Annotated in this window: 19 protein-coding genes, 1 tRNA gene and 1 pseudogene; 8 read left to right on the forward strand and 13 right to left on the reverse strand. The window is 67.3% G+C overall.

What is annotated here, in order from left to right; all coding sequences use genetic code 11:
- Positions 1–79: 79 nt before the first annotated feature.
- Complete coding sequence (locus DIE06_RS33010) at positions 80–544, forward strand: rhodanese-like domain-containing protein (RefSeq protein ID WP_124665027.1); 465 nt, start codon at positions 80–82, stop codon at positions 542–544.
- A 140-nt stretch (positions 545–684) separates the two neighbouring features.
- Here the strand turns inward: DIE06_RS33010 and DIE06_RS33015 are convergent, their stop codons facing one another.
- The 5 genes from DIE06_RS33015 to hrpA form a co-directional block, all read right to left on the reverse strand.
- Positions 685–1,500 carry a molybdopterin-binding protein gene (locus DIE06_RS33015; RefSeq protein WP_124665028.1) on the reverse strand — a complete coding sequence of 272 codons (816 nt, stop codon included), beginning with the start codon at positions 1,498–1,500 and terminating at the stop codon, positions 685–687.
- Positions 1,497–2,324 carry an EI24 domain-containing protein gene (locus tag DIE06_RS33020; RefSeq protein ID WP_124665029.1) on the reverse strand — a complete coding sequence of 276 codons (828 nt, stop codon included), beginning with the start codon at positions 2,322–2,324 and terminating at the stop codon, positions 1,497–1,499. The genes DIE06_RS33015 and DIE06_RS33020 overlap by 4 nt, the downstream gene beginning before the upstream one ends.
- 111 nt (positions 2,325–2,435) lie before the next feature.
- The gene (locus tag DIE06_RS33025) at positions 2,436–3,410 is read right to left on the reverse strand and encodes a sterol desaturase family protein (RefSeq protein WP_124665030.1); all 975 of its coding nucleotides are present in this window, start codon (positions 3,408–3,410) and stop codon (positions 2,436–2,438) included.
- Between the two features lie 16 nt (positions 3,411–3,426).
- On the reverse strand, positions 3,427–4,416 hold the full coding sequence (locus DIE06_RS33030; RefSeq protein ID WP_124665031.1) for a beta-propeller fold lactonase family protein: 990 nt from the start codon (positions 4,414–4,416) through the stop codon (positions 3,427–3,429).
- Positions 4,417–4,595: 179 nt separating this feature from the next.
- Positions 4,596–8,783, reverse strand: a complete 4,188-nt coding sequence (gene hrpA, locus DIE06_RS33035) for an ATP-dependent RNA helicase HrpA (RefSeq protein WP_124665032.1) — start codon at positions 8,781–8,783, stop codon at positions 4,596–4,598.
- A gap of 23 nt (positions 8,784–8,806) precedes the next feature.
- Between hrpA and argA the strand changes: the two genes are divergently transcribed.
- Together argA and DIE06_RS33045 are read left to right on the forward strand one after the other, a co-directional pair.
- Positions 8,807–10,186: an amino-acid N-acetyltransferase gene (gene argA, locus DIE06_RS33040; protein WP_014896599.1), complete on the forward strand. Its 1,380-nt coding sequence runs from the start codon at positions 8,807–8,809 to the stop codon at positions 10,184–10,186.
- Positions 10,187–10,235: 49 nt separating this feature from the next.
- Positions 10,236–10,511: an oxidative damage protection protein gene (locus DIE06_RS33045; RefSeq protein WP_006478357.1), complete on the forward strand. Its 276-nt coding sequence runs from the start codon at positions 10,236–10,238 to the stop codon at positions 10,509–10,511.
- Positions 10,512–10,694: 183 nt separating this feature from the next.
- Here DIE06_RS33045 and DIE06_RS33050 read toward each other — a convergent pair whose 3' ends face one another.
- From DIE06_RS33050 to DIE06_RS33060, 3 genes are all read right to left on the reverse strand, one after another.
- On the reverse strand, positions 10,695–12,107 hold the full coding sequence (locus DIE06_RS33050) for an MFS transporter (RefSeq protein WP_124665033.1): 1,413 nt from the start codon (positions 12,105–12,107) through the stop codon (positions 10,695–10,697).
- A gap of 131 nt (positions 12,108–12,238) precedes the next feature.
- On the reverse strand, positions 12,239–13,468 hold the full coding sequence (locus DIE06_RS33055) for a CaiB/BaiF CoA-transferase family protein (RefSeq protein ID WP_124665034.1): 1,230 nt from the start codon (positions 13,466–13,468) through the stop codon (positions 12,239–12,241).
- Positions 13,465–15,219: an acyl-CoA dehydrogenase family protein gene (locus DIE06_RS33060; RefSeq protein ID WP_124665035.1), complete on the reverse strand. Its 1,755-nt coding sequence runs from the start codon at positions 15,217–15,219 to the stop codon at positions 13,465–13,467. Before DIE06_RS33060 ends, DIE06_RS33055 begins: the two co-directional genes overlap by 4 nt.
- A 176-nt stretch (positions 15,220–15,395) precedes the next feature.
- Between DIE06_RS33060 and DIE06_RS33065 the strand changes: the two genes are divergently transcribed.
- On the forward strand, positions 15,396–16,298 hold the full coding sequence (locus DIE06_RS33065) for a LysR family transcriptional regulator (RefSeq protein ID WP_124665036.1): 903 nt from the start codon (positions 15,396–15,398) through the stop codon (positions 16,296–16,298).
- Positions 16,299–16,334: 36 nt separating this feature from the next.
- On the opposite strand, the gene DIE06_RS33070 is transcribed toward DIE06_RS33065, so the two are convergent.
- The 4 genes from DIE06_RS33070 to DIE06_RS33085 form a co-directional block, all read right to left on the reverse strand.
- Positions 16,335–17,753 carry an amino acid permease gene (locus DIE06_RS33070; RefSeq protein WP_124665037.1) on the reverse strand — a complete coding sequence of 473 codons (1,419 nt, stop codon included), beginning with the start codon at positions 17,751–17,753 and terminating at the stop codon, positions 16,335–16,337.
- Positions 17,754–17,845: 92 nt separating this feature from the next.
- Positions 17,846–18,916 carry a porin gene (locus DIE06_RS33075; RefSeq protein ID WP_124665038.1) on the reverse strand — a complete coding sequence of 357 codons (1,071 nt, stop codon included), beginning with the start codon at positions 18,914–18,916 and terminating at the stop codon, positions 17,846–17,848.
- 100 nt (positions 18,917–19,016) lie between these two features.
- Entirely contained in the window at positions 19,017–19,403 is a 387-nt protein-coding gene (locus DIE06_RS33080; protein ID WP_124665039.1) for a RidA family protein, read from the reverse strand.
- A gap of 30 nt (positions 19,404–19,433) precedes the next feature.
- The gene (locus DIE06_RS33085) at positions 19,434–20,648 is read right to left on the reverse strand and encodes an amino acid aminotransferase (RefSeq protein WP_124665040.1); all 1,215 of its coding nucleotides are present in this window, start codon (positions 20,646–20,648) and stop codon (positions 19,434–19,436) included.
- Between the two features lie 191 nt (positions 20,649–20,839).
- On the opposite strand from DIE06_RS33085, the gene DIE06_RS33090 reads away from it, so the two are divergent.
- The 4 genes from DIE06_RS33090 to DIE06_RS33105 all read left to right on the forward strand — a co-directional run bounded on the left by DIE06_RS33090 (position 20,840) and on the right by DIE06_RS33105 (position 22,155).
- Positions 20,840–21,322, forward strand: coding sequence for an Lrp/AsnC family transcriptional regulator (locus DIE06_RS33090; RefSeq protein WP_124665041.1), 483 nt, complete (start codon positions 20,840–20,842; stop codon positions 21,320–21,322).
- An 83-nt stretch (positions 21,323–21,405) separates the two neighbouring features.
- Positions 21,406–21,480, forward strand: a tRNA-Val gene (locus DIE06_RS33095).
- Between the two features lie 161 nt (positions 21,481–21,641).
- The gene (locus DIE06_RS33100) at positions 21,642–21,875 is read left to right on the forward strand and encodes a hypothetical protein (RefSeq protein ID WP_124665042.1); all 234 of its coding nucleotides are present in this window, start codon (positions 21,642–21,644) and stop codon (positions 21,873–21,875) included.
- A 37-nt stretch (positions 21,876–21,912) separates the two neighbouring features.
- Positions 21,913–22,155, forward strand: a complete 243-nt coding sequence (locus DIE06_RS33105) for a hypothetical protein (protein WP_124665043.1) — start codon at positions 21,913–21,915, stop codon at positions 22,153–22,155.
- 225 nt (positions 22,156–22,380) lie between these two features.
- Here the strand turns inward: DIE06_RS33105 and DIE06_RS33110 are convergent.
- Positions 22,381–22,614 (reverse strand): annotated as a pseudogene (locus tag DIE06_RS33110) (type II toxin-antitoxin system Phd/YefM family antitoxin).
- Between the last annotated feature and the right edge of the window lie 399 nt (positions 22,615–23,013).

The raw sequence follows: 23,013 nt of genomic DNA on the forward strand, positions 1-23,013 counted from the left end.
TGCGCCGCAGGGGCCCCGGACATTCGCGCGGCGCTGCCGCGCTAGAATGATCGTTTGACCTAAACGGAGACCTCCTGCCATGAGTACGCTCGATCAGCTTTACGCGAAGGCCGACGAACGCCGCGCCCAAGGCGCGCTCAACTATGCCGGCGCACTGCTGCCGGTCGAGGCATTCGAACTGCTGCAGCTCGACCCGTCGGCGCGCCTCGTCGACGTGCGCACCCGCGCCGAACTCGACTGGATCGGCCGCCCGCTCGTCGGCGACGGCCAGTACCTGCACCTCGAATGGACGCGCTATCCGGGCGGCGTGCCGAACGCCGAATTCGTCGATGAACTGAAAGCGGCCCTCCCGGTCGATACACCCATCCTGTTCCTGTGCCGCAGCGCCGCGCGCTCGAAGCTCGCCGCGATCGCGTCGACGCAGGCCGGCTTCACGAAGGCCTTCGACCTGCTCGAAGGCTTCGAGGGCGGCAAGGATGCCGAAGGCCACCGCAAGACAGTCGACGGCTGGTGCTTCCGGAAACTGCCGTGGATCGGCGCCTGACGGCGCATCCGCCCAGGCACGCCTGACTGCGACATCGTCGAGCCGGGCGATGACATCCCGATGACGGGCCGCGTTGCGCGGCCCGTGGTTTATGTACGGCCGCTCCGCGGTCCGTATGGGCCATCGATGCGCGGCGTGGCTCAGGCGCGCGGCGTATCCGGTTCAACGACGTCGCCACCGAGCAGGTGCACGCCTTCGCGCAGCTTCACGAATGCGGCCGCGACCGCCTCCGGCTCGCCCTTCACGCCGAGGTCGATATGCCGGCGCGCATAGATCCCGCCGCGCTCGGCATCGCCGACGCTCGGCAGACTGAACACGCGCACGCCCGGGAAATCGCGCTCGATCTTCTCCATCAGCGGCGTGAGCGTCGACTCCGGCAGTTCGAACACGTACAGCGAGCGCTCCGCATGCGGCGTCGCGTGATGGAGATGCTGGTACTTCGTGTCGAGCACCCATTCGATCATCGGCCACGCCATCACCGGGAAGCCCGGCACGAAATGGAGATCGCCGACCGAGAAGCCGGGAATCCGGTTATAGCCGTTCGGGATGATCGTCGCGCCTGCCGGGAACACGCCCATGTTGAAGCGATGCTGGTTTTCCGGCGATTCGAAGTCGACCGGCGTGGCCGCATCGGTGTGCGTCTCGCGGATGCGCTCCGAGATCAGCGCCTTCGCTTCCGGATGCAGTTCGAGCGGCACGCCGAGCGCGGCGGCCGCGCACTGGCGCGTGTGGTCGTCCGGCGTCGCGCCGATCCCGCCCGTGGAGAACACGATGTCGCTCGATGCGATCGCGCGCGCGAGCGTCGCGGTGATCCGCGCCGGATCGTCGCCGACGTATTCAGCCCAGTCGAGCGCGAGGCCGCGCGCGCCGAGCAGTTCGATGACCTTCGCCAGATGCTTGTCCTGCCGGCGGCCCGAAAGGATTTCGTCGCCGATGATGATGATGCCGATGCTCATGCCTGCCCCATGTCGATTGCGGTGGCGCGCGTACTCGCGCGCAGGTCGTCCAGCGCGCGCAGGCAATAGTGCCCGAACCACAGTGCCGAGAAGACGAGGATGAAAGCGTAAACCCAGATCATGGCCGCCGCCACGAACGGAAACAGCACCATCATCCAGACCGACGACACCCACACGAAGGTCGGCACGGTGCCGAGCAGCCCGGTCGCGACGCCGATGCCGATCAGCGGCCAGCGATGCTGCCGCACCAGCGCGCGGCGCTCGTCGCGGCTCGCATGCTGCGCGAGCGCGTCGTAGGTCATCACGCGGTACGTGAGCCAGCCCCAGATCACGGGCGGCAGCAGCGCGAAGAACGGCGGAATCAGCCACAGCGGGATCGTGACGACGAGCAGCACGACGCCCACGATCGCCGCGCCGAGCGAATTGAACACGCTGCCGAAGAACGTGCCGCCCCGCTTCGCCTCCAGCGCGGCGAACTGCCGGTTCGACAGGTGCTTGATCACGACCGGCATCGAGATCGTCGCGATCAGCAGCAGCACGGTCAGCACGATCAGCGGAATCGCGAGCGACACGACGACGAACGGCGCGACGACCGCATGCAGCTGCGACATCCCGATCGCGTCGAACGCGCGGTACAGCGCGGCCGTCAGCACGAAACCGTCGAGCGCGCCGCGCGCGGCATCGATCAGCGCCTGCCACGAGAACCACAGCACCACGCCCCACAGCAGCGCGGAAACGACGAACGGCATCAGGGTGAGCCACAGCATGCGCGGATGCAGCGCGCTGGCGAAAGCCCGGACGAAGGAGCGCAGCAAATCGTTCATGCGAACCTGTATCGACGAAGAAAAACGGGGAAAGGATAAACCACACGGCCCGCATGCGCCAAAGCACATGCGGGCCGTGTCGGAAAGCCGTTCAACGGGAAAGTGGCGGGGTCAGGCCGACGCCGCATCGCGCTTCGCGGGAACGAGGCGCCGGAAGATCCGCACGAACGCAAGGCCGTGCTGCGCCCAGAAGCCATCGCCGTAGGACACGCCTTCGATCTGCTCGCGGATGCCGGTCGGCTCGACCGTGCGGTTCCACGACGCGGTGCCGAACATCATGTCCCACCATGGGAACAGCACGCCGAAATTGCAGCCGTACTTGGTGCCTTCGTGGCCGTAGCCGACCGCGTGGTGGCGACGGTGGAAGGTCGGGCTCACGAGCAGGCGCTCGCCGAGCCAGCCGAACGACAGCCGCGCATTCGTATGCTGGATGCTCTGCACGAAGTTCGTGACGGCGGTCAGCACGACGAACTGCGACGGCGTCACGCCGATCACGAGCGCGATCGCCGCGAAGAAGCACGACTGGATCACGTTGTCGAGCAGGTGGTTGCGGTCGTCGCACCAGAGAGACATCTGCCGCTGGCTGTGATGCACCGCGTGCAGCTCCCACCAGATGCCGAACTTGTGCTGCCAGCGGTGATACCAGTAGCCGGCGAAGTCGAGCACGACGAGGTAGATCGCGAACGCGACGATCGGCTTCGAGGTCACACCCGGCCACAGATAGTCGAGGTTGACGTTCGCGACGCCGTGCAGGCGCAGCCACGCCTGGAAGTTGTCGAACACCGGCTGCAGCGCGAAGAAGAAGAATAGCGTGTAGATGCCGAGCTTCGAGATCGCGGTATAGATCACGTCGACCCGCACCGCGCGGCGGTTCTTCCAGCGCTCGACGGGCGCGAGCGCCTCGAGCGGGCGCAGCAGCGCGAACATCAGCACCATCTGGAGCGCGCCGATGATCACCCAGTACAGCGCGTCGTAGGTGTCCTCGTCATAGTCCATCAGGTTGAACTTGAAGAGGAGCGGCTGCACGACGTCGACGTACAGCCAGGTCTGGATGTCCGACACGAACGCATCGATCAGGTGCAGCATCGTCCGCCTCCGCCCGTCACGCGCCGTTCGCAGCCTTCCACGGCGCGCGGTCGTAGAAGTAGATCCCGTGCGGCGAACGGCCGACGGAGATCGTTTGCACCAGCTTGCGCGATGCCAGATCGATAATCCCGACCTTCTTCGCGAAGCGGAACGTCACCCACAGCGTCTTCTTGTCGGCGGACAGCTCCATGTCGTCGGGGCCCGGCAGCAGGCCGGTGATGTCGCCGACGTTGGTGAGCGTGTTCTCGTCGATGATGCTGATCGTGTTCGCGACCCGGTTCGTGATCGCGACGTGCGTGCCGTCGGCGAGCGAGCGGAAGTTGTGCGCGCCCTTGCCCGTATAGATCTGCTTGACGATCTTCTGGTTGCGCCAGTCGACCACCGCGACGTAATCCGCGCCGGTCATCCCGACCAGCAGGAACTTGTCGTCCGGCGTGAGCCACAGGCCCGCCGGCACCTTGCCGACCGGCATCTTCCACTTGACCGCCTGCGTCGCGAGGTCGACCGCCGCGATCTCGCCGGACACCTGCAGCGACACGAGCACGGTCTTGCTGTCCTTCGTGAACGCGATGTGGCTCGGCATCACCGCGAGCGGCAAGCGCTTCGCGAGATGCAGGTCGCGGCCGTCGTAGCTGTAGATGTCGAGCCGGTCGAGGCGCAGCCCGGTCGAAACGAACCACTTGTGATCGGGCGAGAAGCCGAGCTGGTACGGATCCTCGATGCCTTCGACCGTGCGCTGCAGCTTGCCCGTCTTCGGATCGACGAACATCAGGCTGTTCGAGACCGAATTCGCGACGATCAGCGACGAATTGTCCGGCGTCGCCATCAGGTGGTGCGGCTCCTTGCCGGTCGGCATCGTGCCGACGACCTGCCGGGTCTGCTGATCGATCAGGGAAAGCGTCGCTTCGGCCGAGTTGAGGATGATCACGTTATTCGCGTGTGCGGCGGGCGCCAGCACGGCGGCGGCCAGCGCAAGCGTGCGGCCGAAGGAAAGGAAGGTGCGCATGAAGACTCACGTCGTGGAACAGCAGTCATTGTAAAACGTTCAACCAGCCCCGCCGGTTGACGAGAATCGACGTTGCGCCATTTCGACGCACGCCGCGGCCGCCATGCGGCCCGCCGCGGCAGGCGCCGCGCGGACGACCGGGCCGGCCGCCGGTGCGGGCCCGGACGACCGCCGTTGCGCTAGCGCTGCATCGACTCCCAGACCTTGTGCAGACGCTTGACAGAGACAGGCATCGGCGTGCGCAGTTCCTGCGCGAACAGCGAAATGCGCAGTTCCTCCAGCAGCCAGCGGAATTCCGCGAGCCGCGGGTCGGCGACGCCGCCGCGCTGCGACACCGCGCGCTGGTACTGCTGAACGAGCGGGAGCAGTTCGCCGGACTGCTTCGCGTCGCGCGCCGGGTCGGCCTTCAGCTTGTCGATCCGCAACGCGATGCCCTTCAGGTAGCGCGGGAAGTGCGCCAGCTGCACATAAGGGGTGTCGATCACGAAGCGCTTGCCGACCAGCGCGGCGAGTTGCTGCTGCAGATCCGCATGAGCCTGCGCGAACGGCTTTGCCTGCGCGAGCTTCTTCGCCAGGCCCGCGTACTCGGCAACGATCTGCCCGACGAGCCGCGCGATTTCCTGCGCGAGCAGGTTCAGGCGGCTCCGGCCCTCGTCGCGGCGCGCGTGGAAGCTCGCGTCGTCGTCGGGCAGCGGGTCCTGCAGGCACGCGCGATCGAGCGCCGTGTCGATCAACTGGTCGCGCAACTCGTCCTGCGTGCCGAGCGACATGTACTGCATCGCCATCTCGCGCAACCCCGGCAGGTTCTTCTCGAGGAACTTGATCGGCTCCTTCAGCTGCAGCGCGAACAGCCGCCGCAAGCCGGCCCGGTGAATCCGCGCGGCCTCCTCCGGCGAGTCGAACACCTCGACATCGCAATGCGTGCCGCGATCGACGAGCGCCGGATACCCGTACAGCGTCTGGCCGCGGCGGCGGATCTCCAGCAGCTCGGGGAGCTTGCCGAAGTTCCACGTCGTCAGGTTCTCGTACAGCGCGGTCGCGCCGGCTTCCGCCGGGGCGGCCGTGTGCGGCGCCGCACCCTTGCCGGCCTTCGCGGTCGCCCCCGGCGCGGCAGCGGGCGCCGGCGCGTCACCCGCGTCGCCCCCGCCCGCGTCGCCACCGGGCGCGATCGTCGATGCCGCCGCGATCTTCTGGAATTGCTGCTGCGCCTGCGCGCCGAGCTCCTGGCGCAGTTGCGCGAGATTGCGCCCCATCGCGAGCTGGCGGCCGTGCTCGTCGATCACCTTGAAGTTCATGAACAGGTGCGCGGGCAGCGTCTCGAGCTTGAAGTCGGCCGTCTTCATCGTGACCTGCGTCTCGCCGCGCACGTCGGCGATCAGCGCCTCGACGAGCCCGCCCGCGCCGAAGCGCTCGCGGCCCATCCGCTCGACGAAGCCGGCCGCGTACTCGGGCAGCGGCACGCAGTGCCGGCGCAGCTTCTGCGGCAGCGACTTCAGCAGCAACTGCACCTTTTCCTTCAGCATCCCCGGCACGAGCCATTCGCAGCGGCGTGCGTCGACCTGGTTCAGCGCGTACAGCGGGACCGCGAGCGTCACGCCGTCCCGCGGCGTGCCGGGCTCGAAATGGTAGGTGAGCGCCATCTCGACACCGGCCATCGTCGCGCGCTTCGGGAACAGCTCGGTCGTCACGCCGGCCGCCTCGTGCCGCATCAGGTCGTCACGCGACAGGTACAACAGGCGCTGCTTGTCCTCCGCCTGGCCGCCCTTCTTCACCTCGTCCCGATACCAGCGCTCGAACGCGGCGCCCGTGTGGACGCCCTCCGGAATCGCCTGGTCGTAGTACGCGTAGATCAGCTCGTCGTCGACCAGCACGTCCTGCCGGCGCGACTTGTGCTCGAGCTGCTCGATGTCGGTGAGCAGCTTGCGGTTGTGCGCGAAGAACGGCAGCTTCGTGTCGAATTCGCCTTCGACCAGCGCGCCGCGGATGAACAGCTCGCGCGCACGGGCCGGATCCTGCTTGCCGAACGCGACGCGCCGGCGGTGGTAGATCGGCAGCCCGTACAGCGTCGCGCGCTCGAACGCGCTGACCTGCGCGGGACGCTTCTCCCAGTGCGGCTCCGACAGCGATTTCTTCAGCAGGTGCGCGCCGATCTTCTCGACCCACTCGGGCTCGATCTTCGCGAGGCAGCGCGCATACAGCCGGCTCGTCTCGACGAGCTCGGCCGCCATCACCCAGCGGCCGGCCTTCTTCGCGAGCGCGGAGCCCGGCCACAGGTAGAACTTGATCCCGCGCGCGCCGAGATAGTGCGGATCGTCGTCGGCCTTCATGCCGAGGTTGCCGAGCAGGCCCGTCAACAGGGCCAGATGGACCTGCTCGTAGGTCGCCTCGACCTCGTTGAGCCGCCAGCCGTGCTCGCGCACGACCGTCAGCAGCTGCGAATGGACGTCGCGCCATTCGCGCAGCCGCAGGTGCGACAGGAAGTTCTGCCGGCACGCGTCGATCAGCTGGCGGTTCGACTTCTTGTGCGCGACGGCCTCTTCGAACCATGCCCAGATCTTCAGCCACTGCAGGAATTCGGAGCGCTCGTCGGCGAACCGGCGGTGCGCCTGGTCAGCCTGCTCCTGCGCTTCGATCGGACGGTCGCGCGGGTCCTGCACGGACAGCGCGCTTGCGATGATCAGCACCTCGCGTAACGACTGCTGGTCGCGCGCGGCGAGAATCATCCGGCCGACGCGCGGATCGAGCGGCAGCCGCGCGAGTTCGCAGCCGAGCGGCGTCAGCGCGTTGTCGTCGTCGACCGCGCCGAGTTCGTTGAGCAGCTGGTAGCCGTCCGCGATCGCGCGGCCGGGCGGCGGCTCGAGGAACGGGAACGATTCGATCGCCGTCAGGTGCAGCGATTTCATCCGCAGGATCACCGACGCGAGCGACGAACGCAGGATTTCCGGATCGGTGAAACGCGCGCGCGCCTGGTAGTCGCTTTCCTCGTACAAGCGGATGCAGACGCCATCGGCCACCCGGCCGCAGCGGCCCGCGCGCTGGTTCGCGGCCGCCTGCGAGATCGACTCGACCTGCAGCTGCTCGACCTTGTTCCGGTACGAATAGCGCTTCACGCGCGCGAGACCGGTGTCGACGACATAGCGGATGCCCGGCACCGTCAGCGACGTTTCGGCCACGTTGGTCGCGAGCACGATGCGGCGCGCGTTCGACGCCTTGAACACCTTGTCCTGGTCGGCCGCCGACAGCCGCGCGAACAGCGGCAGGATCTCGGTATGCGGCGGATGGTGCTTGCGCAGCGCCTCGGCCGCCTCGCGGATCTCGCGCTCGCCGGGCAGGAACACCAGCACGTCGCCGGGGCCTTCGCGGCACAGTTCGTCGACCGCGTCGACGATCGCGTCCATCAGGTCGCGTTCGGCCTCGCGCGCGGTCTTCACGCGGTCGCGGCCGCCCGTGCCCTCGGCGTGCTTCACGGCCGGGCGATCCTCGGCCACCGGGCGGTAGCGCATCTCGACCGGATACAGCCGCCCGCTCACCTCGATCACGGGCGCCGGGCGCGCGTCGGTGCCGAAATGGCGCGCGAAGCGGTCGGCATCGATCGTCGCGGACGTGACGATCAGCTTCAGGTCGGGCCGCCGCGGCAGGATCTCCTTCAGGTAGCCGAGCAGGAAGTCGATGTTCAGGCTGCGCTCGTGCGCCTCGTCGATGATCAGCGTGTCGTACGCCTTCAGCAGCGGATCGGTCTGCGTCTCCGCGAGCAGGATGCCGTCGGTCATCAGCTTGACGGACGCGCCCGGCGCGAGATTGTCGGTGAAGCGCACCTTGTAGCCGACCACCTCGCCGAACGGTGTGCCGAGCTCCTCGGCAATGCGCCGGCCGGTCGACGACGCGGCCAGGCGCCGCGGTTGCGTATGGCCGATCAGGCCCGTGCCGCCGGCACCGAGGCCGCGGCCGAGATCGAGACATATCTTCGGCAGCTGGGTGGTCTTGCCCGAACCCGTTTCGCCGCAGACGATGACAACCTGGTGACCGGCGATCGCGCGCGCGATTTCGTCGCGCTTGCCCGACACGGGCAGGCTTTCTGGATAGGTGATCGGCGGAACGGGATTCGGCGCGACGGTCGCGCGCGACGGACGTTCGCGGCGCGGCGCGCGCTCGCCGGCGGCCTGGGGCGCGCCCTTCGCGGCCGGCTGGCCCGCCTCGCCGCGCCGCTCATCGCCGCGCGGCCCGCGCGGCGGCTTGCCTGCCTGCTGTTGCTGCGGCTGGCGCGGCGGCTGGCCCTGCTGATGACGCGCATCGGCCGCACCATCCGGGTGCTTCGCCGACGGCGCTTTGGCCCGCGTCGGCGCGGGACTTTTAGGTACATTCGACATGGGGGCGCATTATAATCCCGCCCATGAATTCCCAAACCGACCTCCCTCCCGCCCAGACCGGCGCCGCGACGCCGCCGGCCGCCGACGATTCGGCCGCCAGCCACGCGCAGTTCGTCGACTGGATGCGCTCCGTCGCGCCCTATATCCACAAGTTCCGCAACAGCACGTTCGTCGTGGGGTTCGGCGGTGAAGTGGTGCAGCAGGGGCTCCTGAACGCGCTCGTGTCCGACATCGCGCTGCTGCAGGCGATGGGCATCCAGATCGTGCTGGTGCACGGCTCGCGGCCGCAGGTCGAGGAGCAGCTGAGCCTGCATGGTGTCGAATCCGAGTTTTCGCACGGGCTGCGCATCACCGATGCGCGCGCGCTCGAATCCGCGAAGGAAGCGGCCGGCGAAGTGCGTCTCGACATCGAGGCCGCGATCAGCCAGGGGCTGCCGAACTCGCCGATGGCGCACGCGCACATCAGCGTCGTGTCCGGCAACTTCGTGACCGCACGGCCGGTGGGGATTCTCGACGGGGTCGATTTCGCACACACCGGCATCGTGCGCAAGATCGACGCCGAATCGATCCGTCATTCGCTCGCGAGCCGCAAGCTCGTGCTGCTGTCGCCGCTCGGCTTCTCGCCGACCGGTGAGGCGTTCAACCTGTCGATGGAAGACGTCGCATCGGCCGCCGCGATCGCGCTGCGCGCCGACAAGATCATCTTCCTGACCGAAGCGCCCGGCATCGTCGACGACGAAGGCGAGCTGGTCCGCGAAATGTCGCTCGACGCGGCCGCCGAGTTGCTCGATTCCGGCAACGTCCAGGGTGACGACGCGTTCTTCCTGAAGCACTCGATCCGCGCCTGCCGCGGCGGCGTGACCCGGGCCCACCTGATTCCGCAGTCGCTCGACGGCAGCATGCTGCTCGAACTGTTCCTGCACGACGGCGTCGGCACGATGATCTCGTACGAGAACCTCGAGAGCCTGCGCGAAGCGACGCCGGACGACGTCGGCGGCATCCTGTCGCTGATCGAACCGCTCGAGTCGGACGGCACGCTGGTGCGGCGCGGCCGCCACCAGATCGAACGCGACATCGACCACTTCTCGGTGATCGAGCACGATGGCGTGCTGTTCGGCTGCGCGGCGCTGTATCCGTACCAGCAGGAAAAGATCGGCGAGATGGCGTGCCTGACGGTCGCGCCGGAAGCGCAGGGCTCGGGCGACGGCGAACGCCTGCTCAAGCGCATCGAGCAGCGCGCCCGCGCGCGCGGCCTCACGCACATCTTCGTGCTCACGACGCGCACCGAGCACTGGTTCCTCAAGCGCGGCTTCGTCAAGGTCAGCGTCGACGACCTGCCGGAAGACCGCCGCAAACTCTATAACTGGCAGCGCAAGTCGCTCGTGCTGATGAAGCAGCTCTGAGCGCAGGCACGACTGCCCTCCCCCAGACCGATTACAGGAGAAGTACACGATGGCTCGAATGATCCAATGCGCGAAGCTCGGCAAGGAAGCCGAAGGTCTCGATTTCCCGCCGCTGCCGGGCGAACTCGGCAAGCGCATTTACGAAAGCGTGTCGAAGGAAGCATGGCAAGGCTGGCTCAAGCAGCAGACGATGCTGATCAACGAGAACCGCCTGAACATGGCCGATCCGCGCGCACGCCAATACCTGATGAAGCAGACCGAGAAGTATTTCTTCGGCGATGGCGCGGACCAGGCGTCCGGCTACGTGCCGCCGACGGAAGGCTGACGCGCCGCGCATCGCACAGGCCGGCCGCGCAGGCCTCGTCGCGAAGCAATGCAAGGCAAACGGCACCGTGTATCGCACGGTGCCGTTTGTTTTTGGGGTGACGGAATCGAGCCGATGCGATCCGGCAGGCGCGTTCGCTGCCGCCGAGTCGGCAAGTCGGTAGTCCGCGCCGGCCTGCCCGGGTCAACCCGCCGGTTTCAACGTGCCACGATCGTCCGGCTGCGCCGTCGCGCCAGCCGGACCTTCATCGCTCGCGCTTTCGGTGCCCCACTCGGCCGCGTCGCTGCGCTCGGCCGTCGACAGCTCGTCCGCGCGGTAGCCGGTGCGATTCAGCAGCGCGAGCATGCACGCGAGCGACACGAGCGCGTACAGCCCCGACGCGATCGCGACGCCGACGATGCTGCCGGTCGTGTTCAGGATCGCCTGCGCGAGCACCGGCGTGCCGCCGCCGACAACGAGCGCACTCAGCTGGTACGCGAGCGACAGGCCCGTATAGCGGATGTTGGCCGGAAACACGCGCGCGAGCACGCCGCCGACCGCACCGTAGAACATCGCCGACGGGATCGTCGAGATGCACATCCCCGCGACGGCGACCCAGTACGAACGCGTCGCGAGCGCATGGAACATCACCGGCATCAGCACGATCTCCGGAATCAGGATCCAGCACATCGCGCGGCGCATGTCGACCTTCGACACGAACCACGCGCCGACCGGCTGCATCAGGAACTGCACGACGAGCGAGATCGACAGGATGCCGAGGAACGTGCCCTGCGCATAGCCGAGCGCCTTGGTCGCCCACGACAGCGCGAACGTGCTGCGGAAGTACGTGACGTTGATCACCGGCAGCGTGCCGGCCGCGAGCAGCACGACGGGCCAGTGGTCGCGCACGACGTCGCGCAGCGGCAGCTTCACGGTGCGCTTGCGCGCGAGCACGCGCTGCATGTCGACCGATTCCTCGAGCCGCAGCCGGATCACCATCCCGATGATCACGAGCACCGCCGACAGCAGGAACGGTATGCGCCAGCCCCACATCAGGAACGACGGCGTCGGCAGCGTGCTCAGCGCGAAGAAGGCGGCGGTTGCGAGCAGGTTGCCGGTGGGCGAACCCTGCTGCGCGAACGCCGCATACAGGATGCTGCGATGCTTCGGCGCGTTCTCGCTCGCGATCAGCACCGCGCCGCCCCACTCGCCGCCGACCGCGATGCCCTGCAGCACGCGCAGCACGACGAGGCCCGCGGGCGCCCACACGCCGATCGACGCATAGCCGGGCAGCAGGCCGATGCCGGTCGTGGCAAGCCCCATCATCACCAGCGTGATCACGAGCGCGGTCTTGCGGCCGACGCGATCGCCAAGATGCCCGAACACGATTCCGCCGAGCGGCCGCGCGGCGAAGCCGGCCCAGAACGTGACGAACGCGAGCAGCGTCGCGACGCCGGGATCCATCGTGCTCGAAAAGAACACCTTGCCGAACACGAGCGCGGCGGCGGTGCCGTAGATGTAGAAGTCGTACCACTCGATGGTGGTGCCGACGAATGCCGCGAGGGCGGCACGGCCGGGCCGCGGCTGGGCGGCGGACGGGGATTGCGGACGGCTCATCGATGTCTCCATGTTCGTGATCGGCGGCGCGACTGTCGCGCGCCTTGCCGGATGGCCGGCCTTGCGCCGCCGGCTGGCGGTGTCGCCTTACGTTGCGCTGCGTCTCCTCGCGATCCGTCGGCCGAGAAGGCTCACGTCTGATCCGGCGCGACCTTCAGCACGCCGGCATCGAACAATTGCTGCTGGAGCGCGGCATCGACGCCGAGGCGGTCAAGCACCGCGCGCGTGTCGCGGCCGAGTGCGGGCGGCAGCGAACGATAGGTCGCCGGCGTGCGCGACAGCTTCACCGGCGATGCGGTGCCGCGATAGGCGCCGATCTCGACGAACAACGCGCGGTGCAGCGCATGCGGGTCGCGCGCGACGTCGGCGACCGTGCGCACCGGCCCGCACGGCACGCCCGCCGCCATCAGGTCGCGCGCCAGCGGCTCGCACGGATGTGCGGCGAGCCGCGCCTCGAGTTCGGCCTTCAGTTCGGGCCGGTGCGCGCAGCGGCTGCGGTTGTCGACGAAGCGCGGATCGCCGGCGAGCGCCGGCGCACCGAGATGCGCGACGAGGCGTGCGAACTGCCGGTCGTTGCCGACCGCGAGGAAGATCGGTACGGTTGCAGTGCGATAGCTGTCGTACGGCGCGATGTTCGGATGTGCGTTGCCGCTGCGCTCGGGCACGCGCCCGGAGCCGAAGAAGTTCGGCAGGTGCGGATGCAACAACGACACGCCGCAGTCGTACAGCGCGATGTCGATCGACTGGCCCTGCCCGCTCTTCTCGCGCTCCGCCAGCGCGAGCAGGATGCCGGCAAGCGCGTTGAGCCCGGTGACCATGTCGACGATCGGCAACCCGATACGCATCGCGTCGCCGTCGCGTTCGCCGTTGACGCTCATCAGCCCGGCCATCGCCTGGATCACCGCGTCGTAGCCGGGCAGGCCGCCGAGCGGACCGTCCTCGCCGAAGCCCGTCACCGCGCAGTGAATCAGGCGCGGGAAACGTGGCTGCAGGTCGCGCGCGTAGTCCATCCCCCAGCGCGCGAGCGTGCCGGGCTTGAAGTTCTCGACGAGCACGTCGGCGTCTTCGAGCAGGCGCCACAGGATCGCGCGCCCTTCGTCGCGGGACAGGTCGAGCGCGAGCCCTTCCTTGTTGCGATTCACGCCCATGAAGTACCACGCGGTGTCGCCGAGGAACGGCGGCCCCCAGCCGCGCGTCTCGTCGCCGTCCGGCGGCTCGATCTTGATCACCGTCGCGCCGTGGTCGGCGAGCGCCTGCGTGCAGTACGGGCCGCCGAGCACGCGGCTCAGGTCGACGACCTTCAGGCCGTCCAGTGCGCCACGGGGCGCTTTCGTCGCTTTCGTCGCTTTCGTCGCGTTCATCGTTCGACCTCCGGCAGCAGGTCGAGCGCCATGTCGAGCGGCACCGGCGTTCCGCGCAGCAGCGCGTCGAACGCCGGCGCTTCGTCGTCGCGCGACGCCGGCGCGAGCGGGTCGACCGGCAGCAGCTTGTGGCGCACGATCAGGTGTGCGAGCGCGAGGCGCCGGTAATCGGGCGCGAGTTGCGCGCCCTCGCACGCCATCAGCACGGCCGCGCTCGCGTAGTACAGCGCCGACGCGGCCTGCCGCACGCGTGCGTCGTCGCCTTCCGCTGCGACCCGCGCGAGCGCATCGCATGCGCGCGCGAAAATGCGCCGCAGCGCCGCGCGGCTCGCGTCGGGCAGTGGCGTCGCGCCAAGGCGGTCGCCAAGGAAAGTACGCAGCGCGTCGAGCGCCTGCTCGCGCTGCGCGGCGCGCGCGACGTCGAGCGCGACGATGTTGCTGGTGCCTTCCCAGATCGAGCCGAGATGCGCGTCGCGCACGAGGCGCGCATCGCTCCATTCCTCGATGTAGCCGGTGCCGCCGCGCACCTCCATCGCGTCGCCCGTCACGCGGCGCGCGTCGCGGCACGCGCGGAACTTGATCAGCGGCGTCAGGATGCGCACGCAGCGCACGGCCTGCTCGTCACCCGCATCCGCACGCGGCAGCAGCAGCGCGATCTGCATGAACATCGCGCGCGCGGCCTCGGCGGGCAGCAGCATCTTCATCAGCTGGCGCTGCATCAACGGCATCTCGATCAGCTTGCGGCCGAACGCGGCACGGTGCGCGGCCACGTGCAGCGACTCGTTCAGCGCGCGCCGCATCAACCCCGCCGCGCGCACGCCGTTCGACAGCCGCGACATGTTGATCATGTCGGCCATCTGGTGAAAGCCGCGGCCGATCTCGCCGATCAGCCAGGCCTGCGCGCCTTCGAGCGCGATCTCGCCGCTCGCCATTGAACGACTGCCGAGCTTGTCCTTCAGCCGCACGATCCGGTAGCGGTTGCGCGTGCCGTCCGGCAGCGTCTTCGGCAGCAGGAACAGCGCGAGCCCCTTGATCCCGTCCGGCGCGCCGTCCGGCCGGGCGAGCACCATCGCCAGATCGGCGTCCGCGTTCGAGCAGAACCACTTGTCGCCGTACAGGCGCCACACCGTCCCGCCTTGCGCGTCCGCTTCGCGCACCGCGCGCGTCGCGATGCGGCCGACGTCGGAGCCGGCCGCCTGCTCGGTCATGAACATCGCGCCCTGGAACAGCGTGTCGAAATCGCGCGACGCAAGCATCGGCAGGTAGCGCTCGACGAGCGCCGGCTCGCCGAACCGGCGCAGCGTGCGCGTCAGCGAATCGGTCATGCTGACCGGGCAGCACAGCCCGAATTCAGCCTGCACGAACAGGAACGTCAGCGCGTACTTGACGAGCGGCGCCACCGCGTCGGGCTGGTGGCTCAGCGACGCGAGCCCGAGTTCCGAATAGGCGACGCGTTCGAGCGCGACATACGCGGGATCCTTGTCGATCCGCTGCACGGCCTCGCCGCGCCGGTTGCGGTGCTCGAGCACGGGCGGATGCTTGTCCGCGCGCGACGCCCATGCGTCGAGTTCGCCCGATACGCGCGCGCCCAGCGCATGCAGCTGCGGTTCGAGCCGTGCGTATTGGGTCGCGCCGAGATGCAGCTTCAGCAACGCGCCGAGATCGGGATCGGCCGTGAAGAAATTGATGCCCCGGCTATCGGGGATGTTGTTGGCTGCGCCGGTGTCCGGCGTGCGGGCGGTGTCGTTCATGCATGCGTCTCCATGGTGGCCCGGTTGCCGGCCGGCGCCCGCGCGGCGGCGGCGGCATGGCCGGCTGATGCCAGGCGTTCAGCAGAGCGTAGGCGCGCGATCGATAAGCGTCCAATACAGGATTTGTCCGGTACGATAGACCACGCTTATCGATGCCGATGCGGCGAGGAGACAGCATGGAACTGAGGCAGTTGCGCTACTTCGTGGCGGTCGCGGAGGAACTGCATTTCGGGCGCGCGGCGAAGCGCCTGTTCATCTCGCAGCCGGCGCTGAGCTTCGATATCCGCAAGTTCGAGGAGACGCTTGGCGTGCAGCTTTTCTCGCGCACCAACAAGACGGTCGCGCTAACCAACGCGGGCGCGGTGCTGCTCGGCGAAGCGCGCCGTCTGCTGCTGCAGGCGGCCGAGGCCGAGCGTCTCACGGTGCGCTCGGCGTCCGGTCTCGCGGGCCGGCTGCGGATCGGCTTCGTTCACTCGATGCTGTATCGCGGGCTGCCCGACGCGGTGCGGCGCTTCGAGGCCGACTACCCGGGCGTCGAGATCGTGCTGAGCGAGATGAACACGCAGGCGCAGGTGCAGGCGATCCAGCGCGGCCAGATCGATCTCGGCTACGCGCACTGGGGCCACTGCCCGCCCGAGGTCGAATCGGCGCCCGTCTACGCGGAACCCTTCGTGTGCTGCCTGCCGGCCGCGCATCCGCTCGCGCGGCGCCGGCAGGTCGCGCTCGCCCAGCTGGCCGCGGAACCGTTCATCCTGTTTCCGCGCGACGCGGCGCCGCACTATCACGACCTGATCATCGCGCAATGCGTGAACGCGGGATTCAGCCCGCTGATCCGTCACGAGGCGCGGCTGTGGCAGACGATCCTGTCGATGATCGAATTCGGGATGGGCATCGCGCTCGTGCCGCGCGTGCTGCAGCAGGTGAAGAGCGACCGGCTCGCGTTCCGGCCGCTGAGGGATGCGTCGCTCGAATCGCGCACGCTCGAGCTGAAGCGCAGCGGCACCGCCGAACCGGTCGCGCTGCGCTTCGCCGACTACGTGCGTGCGTCGATCGACGCACTGCCCGCGCTCGCGGGCTGAGCCGGCGCGCGGGTACTTCGCGCCGGCACGTCTCCGTTACTTCGCTTCCGGCTGCAGCGCCGGCTGCGCGCGCCGGTACCACACCGCGTACACGACGGACAGCGCGATCAGGAAAGGAATGCCGAAGATCAGCGTCATGTGGAATTCGGCCGTGAAGTAGGTCGTCACCATCACCGCGAGCATCAGTGCAGCGCCGAGCAGCGTCAGCAGCGGAAAGCCGCGCATCCGGAACGCGGGCGCCGGCAGGCCGAGCGCCGCGCGACGCCGCCGGAAGCAGTAATGCGTGACGAAGATCATCATCCACGTGAAGAGCGCGCCGAACATCGACACCGACATCATGATCGTGAACGACGCGTCCGGATACAGCACGCTCAGGACCGTCGCGAGCGCGATGCCGAGCGTCGACAGCAGCAGCGCGCCGAACGGCACGCCGCGCGCGTTCACTTCGCCGAGCGCCTTCGGCGCATAACCCGCGCGCGACAGGCTGAACATCATCCGCGTCGTGATGTAGAGCTGGCTGTTCATCGCAGACAGCGCGGCGATCAGCACGACGAAATTGATCAGTCCGGCCGCGCCCGGCAGGTGGATCGCCTCCATCACCTTCACGAACGGGCTCTCGTCGCGCCCCGCCGCCGTCCACGGCACGATCGCGAGCATCAGCGCGAGCGTGACGAGGTAGAACAGCACGAGCCGCACGATCGTCGAGCGGAACGCGCGCGTCACCGCACGCTCGGGATCTTCCGCCTCGCCCGCCGCGACCGCGATCATCTCGATGCTCAGGTAGCTGAAGATCGACACGATCACCGCGACCCACATCCCCCACATGCCCTTCGGAAAGAAGCCGCCGTGACCGGTGTAGTGGTGAAAGCCCGCGCGGGCCGCGCCGTCGCCGACCAGTGCAGGATTGCCGAACACGACATACGCGCCGAGCACGATGAAGCCGACGATCGCCGCGATCTTCACGACCGAGAAGCCGTATTCGACCGCGCCGAACACATCGACGCTGCGTGCGTTGACGAACACGAGCAGCGCCGAGAAACCGACGATCCACAGCCAGCCCGGCACGCCCGGGAACCAGTACTTCATGTACAGCGCGATCGCGGTGACTTCGGTGCCGACCGCGAGCACGATGCATGCCCAGTACGCATAGCGCACGAGGAACCCGGCCCACGGGCTCACGTAATGTTCTGCGTACGCGCCGAACGATCCGGAGGTCGGATGCGCGACCGTCATCTCCGCGAGACAGCCCATCAGCAGCAGCGAGATGAACGCGCCGATCGCGTAGCTGACGAGCACGCTCGGGCCCGCGAAGCCGATCGCGAACCCGCTGCCGAGAAACAGACCGGTGCCGATCGCACCGCCGATCGCGATCATCGCCATCTGCCGTGCGGATAGCGTGCGGCGCAGACCCTGCTCGCGCGCCGCGATGTGCTGGAATTGCCCTTCTGGTTGCATCGAATCACCTCGTTCGAAAGCGTGTGTCCGGTCGAAACGTCGACGGCGCACGGGCCGGTGCCGGACCGCACCGGCCACCGCGCGCCGCGTGCTCAGAACATGTGACGCAGGCCGGCCGCGACACCCGTCTGGTTGCCGCGTCCGGGCATTTCGGTGAACGCGCCGCCGGTCACCCGGTTGTAGTCGACCGTCGCGTAGACCTGCGTCGCCTTCGACAGCGCGTACTCGGCCTCGAGCACGCCCGTATAGCGCTTCCCGCCGTTACCCGCCATGCCGTTGGCGTTGCGGATGTCGTCGTAATACGCGACGCCCGTCACCGATACCGCCGGCGTGACCTTCACGCTCGCGCCGGTATAGAAGATCGCGTCGCGGCGCGGGTTGTCGGCGAACGAACCGTAGGCCACGTCGCGGCCCGGCGCGTTCAGCAGTTGCCGGTCGAGCATGCCCGTGCGGTCGATGCCGCCGAGATAGCCCGCATACAGCGTCGCCGCGCCGAACGCGTAGCGTGCGCCCGCGCCCCATGCCTGCTGCGCGCGGCTGTTCAGGTCGCGCACCTGCTGGTAGGTCGCGCCGACCATCAGCCCGCCGAGCGTGTACGACACGCGCGTGCCCCAGTACGCATTCGCGCCGAGACTGCCCGCGACCCCGCCGAAACCGTAGCTGGCGCCGACGTTCAGCCCGCCGAACGTGCCGTCGTAGCTGACGACGTTGCTCGCGCGGCCTTGCGTAAGAAAGTACGGCCACATGTTGGCCGTGTAGTTGCCGACCGTCAGCGGATCGAGATCGCCGAACAGGTTGAACGCCTCGGTCGCCTGCCGGCCGAGCTTCACGGTGCCCCAGTCGCTCGCGAGGCCGACATACGCGTAGCGGCCGAACAGCGCGCCGTCGAGCTGACCGTTCTGCGGCTCGAAGCCGCTCTCGAGCTGGAAGATCGCCTTCAACCCGCCGCCGAGCGCTTCACTGCCCTTCAGGCCCCAGCGGCTGTTGGTGATCGCGCCGTTGGTCATCTGCACGCTCGCGTCATTCGACGCGTTCGCATGCGTCGTGTAGCGAATGCTCTGGTCGACGATGCCGTACAGCGTCACGCTGCTCTGCGCCATCGCGCCGCTCGCGGCGAGCAGTCCCGCCATCGTCGGTAGTGCGAATCGACTGATGTTCCTCATCTTCGTCTCCGTCCTTGTCTGATTTCTCGATGTGTGTTGGTGCTGGTTGGGGTATGTCGGTAATCGTGGGTGCTGCAATCCGCGCGAAGTTGCGTGCCGGCTAGCCGCGTACCACCGGCAGCGCGACGTACGCGACGAGTTCGACCCGCATCGCGGGGTGCGCGAAGCCCTGCACGCCCACGCACGTGCGGTTCGGGTACGGTTCGCGGAAATGGCGCCGATATTCGGCGTCGAATTCCGGCATCGCCTTCACGTCAGACAGGTAGACGAGCACCTGCGCGACGTCGTCCATCGTCGCGCCGGCCGCCGCGACGGCCTTCGCGAGATTGCCGAGCGTGATGCGCGCCTGCTCGGTCATCGTGCCGCCGACGATCGCGCCGGACGCATCGACCGGGCCGTGGCCGGTAAACATCAGCCCGCCCGCGCGGGTCGCCCACGAGAACGGCTGCGCGAGTTGCGGCAAGTCGACCGGGATCGTGTCTGCCATCGTGTCCTCCTTCGGTTCGGGATCGGCCGCTCAGGCGGCCTGGCGCGCCGTGCCGCCGAGCACGTCGGCGATCGCGTTCGCGACGTGATCGACGTTCGCATCGTTCAGGCCCGCGATGCACATGCGGCCCGAGCGCAGCAGGTAGACGCCGTGCGACGCGCGCAGCCGGTCCACGTCGAGCGCGGCGATGCCCGTGTAGCCAAACATGCCGCGCTGCGTGACGAGCGCCTCGAACGCGGGCGCAGGCAGGCGGGCGTCGAGCCGCGCCTTCAGCGCGCCGCGCATGCGCTTGATGCGGGTGCGCACCTGGGCCACCTCGTCTTCCCAGCACGCACGCAGGACGTCGTCGTTCAGCACGGCCGACACGAGCTGCGCGCCGAACAGCGGCGGGCTCGAGTAAGTACGGCGCACACTGGCCTGCAACTGGCTCAGCACCGTCGCCGCTTCGCCCGCGCTCGCGCAGACGATCGACAGCCCGCCGACGCGCTCGCCGTACAGCGAGAAGTTCTTCGAGAACGAGTTGCTGACGATCGCCGGCAGCCCCGCGTCGACGATCGCGCGCACGGCCCATGCGTCGTCGTCGAGACCGTCGCCGAAGCCCTGATACGCCATGTCGAGGAACGGAATCAGCCCGCGGCGCACGAGCACGTCGATCACCGCGCGCCACGCGTCGCGGCCGAGGTCGAGGCCCGTCGGGTTGTGGCAGCACGGCTGCAGCAGCACGATGCTGCGCGTGGGCAGCGCGTCGAGCGCCGTGAGCATCGCGTCGACGCGAAGATCGTTGCGCGCTTCGTCGTAGTACGGGTACGTGTGCACGTCGACGCCGGCCGACGAGAAGATCACGCGATGGTTGTCCCACGTCGGATCGCTGATCCAGATCGCGCTGTCGGGGAAATAGCGCTTCACGAACTCCGCGCCGAGCCGCAGCGCACCCGAGCCGCCGAGCGTCTGCAGCGTCGCGATGCGCCCTTGCGCGAGCACCGCGCAATCGGCGCCGAACACGAGACGCTGCACGCCCTGCCGATACGCGGCGAGCCCTTCCATCGGCAGATACGTATGCGGCGCGCCGGCTTCGCGCAAGCGCTCGGCGGCGAGACGCGTGCTCTCCAGCACCGGGATGCGGCCCGCGTCGTCGTAGTAGAGGCCGATGCTGAGATTGACCTTGCGCGGATGGGCATCCTGCTGGAACGCCTGGAACAGCGACAGGATCGGGTCGCCCGGATAGGCGGGAATGTGTTCGTACATGACGGAATGACGATAGGAGTTGAAGGCTGCGAGGCGGCCGGCGGCGTGACAGCGCGTCAGGCCGTGTGGGCGAGGCATGGGGTGCATGTTATCGAGGACGAAATAGAATGAGCTTCACTTTTCGATGACGAATCGACCCGATTGCAGTAGAGTCTGCGCTTGCTATCTCAAAAATTACGGGATTCTGCGAAATGACCCTGGATCGAACCGACATGCGGATCCTCCGGCACCTCGAGCGGGACGGGCGCATCAGCAATCAGGACCTCGCGAACGCGGTCGCGCTGTCGCCGTCGGCGTGCCTGCGGCGCGTGAAGCTGCTCGAGGAACGCGGCGTTATTTCAGGCTACCGCTGCACGATCGAACCGAAAAAGGTCGGCGTCGCGTTCGAGGCGCTCGTGCACGTATCGATGCGGCCGGACGAGCCCGAGTGGCACGAACGGTTCGTGGAAGCGATCCAGCAGTGGCCGGAAGTCATCGCCGCGCAAATCGTGACGGGCGGCTCGAACTACGTGCTGACGGTGCGCGCGCGCGACCTCGACCACTACTCGGACTTCGTGATCAACCGGCTGCACCGCGCGACGGGCGTGATGTCGATCAATTCGAGCATCGTGCTCGCGACGCTCAAGCGCGATGGCTCGATTCTCGATCTCGTCGAGCCGTCGACGGCCGGCTGACGGGCATGTTGCACGGATCTGAAAAATATTTGAAGAAAGTGCTTTACGAACCCAAAGAGCTCTGACATAATTTCAGCTTCTTTGGGCGGTTAGCTCAGCGGTAGAGCACTGCCTTCACACGGCAGGGGTCACTGGTTCGATCCCAGTACCGCCCACCAGAATTCATGGTGTGTAAAAGCCCCAAAGAATCAAGGCCCTACGGCGAAAGCCATAGGGCCTTTTTCTTTTCACCAAACCTCGGCTTATCCGCTTTTGGTGCCCGGGTGGTGTACTCCGAGAATCGAGCCCAGACATTTCCTAATCTTGTCTGGAGCTCAAATTGGCATTCATCCACAAGCGCGGCGATTCCTGGCGCGCATTCATCAAGCGCAAAGGTTTTCCGCGTGCGCAAGCCACCTTCAATACCAAGGCCGAAGCCGAGGCTTGGGCACGCAAGCTCGAGTCGGAGATGGAGCGTGGCGCCTATGTCGATCGCACTGAAGCCGAGCGCAACACCCTTGTCTGTTTGCAACAATGGGCTAATGCGTTGGGGAATCGCTATTGCGAGTTTTGACTCCGTGACTCCCCATCAAACAGAAAACAGGGATGTGATGGACACCAACAACGCCGCCAGGCGGGCACTGTTCGAGACTGTGCCTATGATCGAGCACAATGGTCGCCCGTATGCCGTTCGATTGAAGGACATTCCTCAGCCATGGCAGGACCAATTCCGGGCGGCGCTGCGCGGCTCGGCGTGCCCCGTCATTCCCGGCGAGCCGATGTGCGCGTTTGCTTGGGATTGGCGAGACTGGACGCTCGGTACGTTTCCGAGATCCGCGTCTGACTGGCCGTAAAGAAAAATGCGGCGAACTGCTGTTTCGTAAAAAAATCTTTTCTGCGGGAAGTTTTTCTAGGGCATTCGGCCCCGGCATTGCGAGCGGAACCGCGAGCTTGCGCGCGGTCGCCACGATCATGTGATCAGCCCGCCGTCCATATCGCGTCGATTGACTTCCGGGCTTTCAGGCTCAGCACCTCGCTCCCGCTCGCCCAACGGAACAGCGCATGCGCGTCGAGGACAATCACTGCGCTGCCTCCCACTCTACGTCCACTGGGGCTGTAAGACCGTCATAGCAGATGACCGAGTCGCACAGCACGTCCAGCGGATTGCGGTCAATGCTGTAGTGCGATCAGACTTCCAGCACCGGCTTGCCGTGATCGGTCACGACCACGCTCTCTCCCGACGCTTGAACCTGTCGGAAGTATTCCAGAGCCTTTCCCTTGAACTCTGACTTCGATACTACAGTGCCTTTCATTGCCTGCTCCTTGCGCATTTCGGCGAACGCGATCAGTCAGTTTGGCATCGCGAGTGCCGTGATCGGTGTTCAGGAACACCAAAGCGCCAGCCCGGCCGGTGACCGTAGCCAGCGTGGCGCGTACATTTCGAGCATGTAAGCACAAGTTACAACACCATCTCCAAGTACATTCACAAATCGGCGAAACCCGCACGAAAGAATAGACTGTAGAGTTTTCACCTCATTAGCAACCTGCGCTGCCTATCAAGCCCCCCCCAATACCGACAGCCCCCGAACGGCACATTTTCCGGAATAATAAAAATCCATCCAATTCGAGGCACTGGGTGGTCTCAAGAATCAAGTGCAACGTTTAGCCAATCCGGCGGCAGCCAATTCCATCGCCATAGCCTCTTCAGGGGT

Origin of the sequence: Burkholderia sp. Bp8998 (genome assembly GCF_003854235.1) — a bacterium.
Lineage (GTDB): Bacteria > Pseudomonadota > Gammaproteobacteria > Burkholderiales > Burkholderiaceae > Burkholderia.